This window comes from Streptomyces sp. NPDC058646 (genome assembly GCF_042716875.1).
GTDB lineage: Bacteria > Actinomycetota > Actinomycetes > Streptomycetales > Streptomycetaceae > Streptomyces.
This window is the reverse complement of record NZ_JBHXRK010000075.1, coordinates 1-3053: the sequence shown is the minus strand read 5'-3', so window position 1 is coordinate 3053 and position 3053 is coordinate 1. Positions and strand designations below refer to the sequence as shown.

The 3053-nt window shown below is 69.5% G+C and carries 2 protein-coding genes; one reads left to right on the top strand and one right to left on the bottom strand.

All coding sequences use genetic code 11. From position 1 onward, the window contains the following. Positions 1–530: 530 nt before the first annotated feature. Entirely contained in the window at positions 531–1943 is a 1413-nt protein-coding gene (gene lpdA / locus ACFWUZ_RS36205; protein WP_384382367.1) for a dihydrolipoyl dehydrogenase, read from the bottom strand. Between the two features lie 83 nt (positions 1944–2026). On the opposite strand from lpdA, the gene ACFWUZ_RS36200 reads away from it, so the two are divergent. Then, entirely contained in the window at positions 2027–2911 is an 885-nt protein-coding gene (locus ACFWUZ_RS36200) for a LysR family transcriptional regulator (protein ID WP_384382365.1), read from the top strand. Positions 2912–3053 lie beyond the last annotated feature (142 nt).

Sequence of the window (3053 nt, the reverse complement as noted above, 5' to 3'; positions counted from 1 at the left end):
CACCGAACTCCACGACGCGTTCATCTCCCTCGCCTGCAGCCTCATCTGCTGGCGACGCCTCAGCAAGCCCGACTCATGATCGTGTTACGAGCTCTAAGGCACGACCCGACTACCGCCCGCTTCTGGGGTCAGAAGATCTCCTGAAGGTGTCACGTAGTGCACAATCTTCCCCTCGCCGCCGGAACGCTCCGAGATATAATTTGATATATCGCTGCAGTCGATGTACTCCCCTCTCGGTGCAGCTCTCATCGCATCGGTCAGGGCAGCGGTTGGGGGGTATGCAGGGTTGGGTTCCCTGAAATCGTATGGACCTCTCCCTGGCGGACAGTCGTCGGGCGCCAGGCCCTGGGAATCCGAGGAAGTCTGCGGATTGCGTACGTAGGTGAACGGATTCGGGCTGGGGGTGATACCCACGGACGGCCGGCACCCCTCTGGTCGCTGACGATCGCTGCACGAGTCCCGTTCCCCACCACCCGAACATGATCAGACATCACGATCCAGCGTCGCACCGCCAACCATGCACGAGCACGTTAGTGCTGGTGCAGGGGGCGGTCTGCCAGGGAGAGGAAGGCTTCGCCGATGGCTTCCGACAGTGTCGGATGGGCGTGGATGTGACGGGCGACATCGGCTGGCTCGGCGTCCCAGCCCACGATCAGCTGGCTCTCAGCGATCATCTCCGAGACGTGTGGTCCGACCAGGTGCACCCCGAGCACCCGTCCACCCCGCTCCGCGACCACCTTCACGGTGCCGCCCTGCCCGTGGACCATCCCCTTGGCGACCGCCGTCATCGGCATCGTGTTCACCACCACCTCGTACGCCGCGTCCCGCGCCTGCGTCTCCGTCAGGCCGACGGCTGCCGTCTGCGGCGCCGAGTACGTCACCCGCGGCACCGCCGTGTAGTCCAACGGTAGCGTCGCGACCCCGGCCAGGGTCTCCGCCACCAGCATCCCCTCCGCGAAGGAGGCGTGCGCCAGACCCAGCGACGGCGGCGGCAGCAGGTCGCCGACCACGTGGATCCCCGGGACCGCGGTCTCCAGCCGGGACCAGTCGGCCGGTGCCACGAACCCCCGCTCGTCGGTGGCCAGCCCGGCCGCTGCCAGGTCCAGCCCGTCGGTGACCGGGATCCGGCCGACCGCCACGAGCAGCCGCTGCGCCGTGAGTCCGCGCAGCTCCCCGCGCGCGGTACGCACGGTAGCCCGTACGACCCCGCTCTCGACCACGGCCCCCTCCAGCCGGGCCCCCGTCTGCACGTCGATCCCACGTTTTTTCAGACCCCGCGCCAGATGCCGGGACACATCTGCGTCCTCCAGCGGAACCAGCCGGTCCGCGGCCTCGACCAACATCACCGAGGCCCCCATCGAGCGGTGGAAGGATGCGTACTCCACCCCGATCGCACCGCCCCCCAACACCAGCACCGACCCCGGCAGCCCGGGGGCGAACAGTGCGTCGTCGCTGGTCACCACCATGTGCCCGTCGGGCTCTAGCCCGGGCAGCGTGCGCGGGCGGGAGCCGGTGGCCAGCACGATCCCCCGGGTGGCGGTGAACTCCCGCCCGTCCTCGGTCCGGACGGACCGCGGCCCGGTCAGCCGCGCGCCGCTGCGTACCACGCGCACCCCGGCGTGCTCCAAGTGCCCCTCCACGCCCTTGTGGTTGCGGGAGACGATCTCGTCCCGGGTCGCGCTGAGCGCCGACCAGTCGACGGACTCCACGCTCGCGCGCACCCCCCACCGTTCGCGCGCCTCCGCTATGCCGTCGACGAGTTCGGCCGCGTGCAGCATCGCCTTGCTCGGGATGCAGCCGCGGTGCAGGCAGGTCCCGCCGATCTTGTCCCGTTCGGCGAGCAGGACGGTCAGGCCCAGAGCCGAGGCGCGCAGGGCGGTGCTGTAGCCACCCGTGCCTCCGCCGATCACGATCACATCCACAGTGCTGTCGTCGTTGGTCATGTGCCCAGCCTGTACGGCCCGTTCTCCCCAGTCCAAGGAAAGGATCTTCTGGACTCCATGCACGTTCCTTATGCTTGCCGGTCATGAGCCTGCGCCAGATGGAGTACTTCCTCGCCGTTGTGGAGGAGTCCTCCTTCACTCGCGCTGCCGAAGTCCTCCACGTGACCCAGCCCGCCCTCTCGCACCAGGTCAAGGCGTTGGAGCGGTCAGTGGGCGGCGCCCTGCTGGAACGCATGCCGCGCGGCGTCCGGCTCACCCCCATGGGCCGCGCCTTCCTTCCACACGCGCAGCTCGCCGTCCGCAGCGCCCGCCAGGCCGAGCGGGCCGCCCGCGCTGCCGCCGGCGTGGCGGGAGGCGAGCTGCACATCGCCACCGTCCACGCCGTGGCCGTCGGCATGCTCCCCGGCATCATCTTTCGCTGGCGGTCCCTGCACCCGGGCGTCTCGCTGGTGGTGCGCGAGTACGGCTCGAACGAGGCCCTGGAGGAGCAGTTGGAGCGCGGGGTCGCCGACCTCGCCGTGGGCCCGGAGCCCAAGGAGTGGACGGGTCCGCTGCTCGGGGTGGGCCGCGAGGAGCTGGTCCTCGTCGTTCCCTTCGACGACCCCCTCGCCGGTCGGGACGCCGTCCGCCTCGCGGAGCTCGCCGACCGCGACTGGATCCGCTGCGCGATGGAACCGCTGATCGAGGGGCAACTCGTGCTGGACTGGGCCTGCGGAGCGGTGGGGTTCACCCCGCGCACAGTGCTGCGTACAGAGCACACATCGACGGCCGTGCGGATGGCGGCCGCCGGCGTCGGCATCGTCATGGCCCCGGCCCACATGGTCCGGGGCGCCGTCGGCGAGGACTGCGTGCTGCTCTCCCTCGACCCGCCGTGGCACCGCCCCATGGCGGTCTTCTCCCGGGTCCCCCTGACCGGTGCGGCGGCGGCCTTCGCGGAACTGACCGCGAAGGCCGTCCCACCAACCTAGTATTACAAGTGTTTGCTGTGATGGTTTGTTGGGCCTTTACCCCGGAGTTTGAACACGTCTATGCGGCTTGGGTCAGGGTAGTTGTTGCTGGTTGGAAGTCGTTCTCGTAGGCGATCGGAGATCGCTGGCCGAGGCGGGAGTG

Bases quoted from the DNA above. Each gene is read 5' to 3' on its own strand.
- lpdA (WP_384382367.1), bottom strand. From the start codon at position 1,943: ATGACCAACGACGACAGCACTGTGGATGTGATCGTGATCGGCGGAGGC.
- ACFWUZ_RS36200 (WP_384382365.1), top strand. From the start codon at position 2,027: ATGAGCCTGCGCCAGATGGAGTACTTCCTCGCCGTTGTGGAGGAGTCC.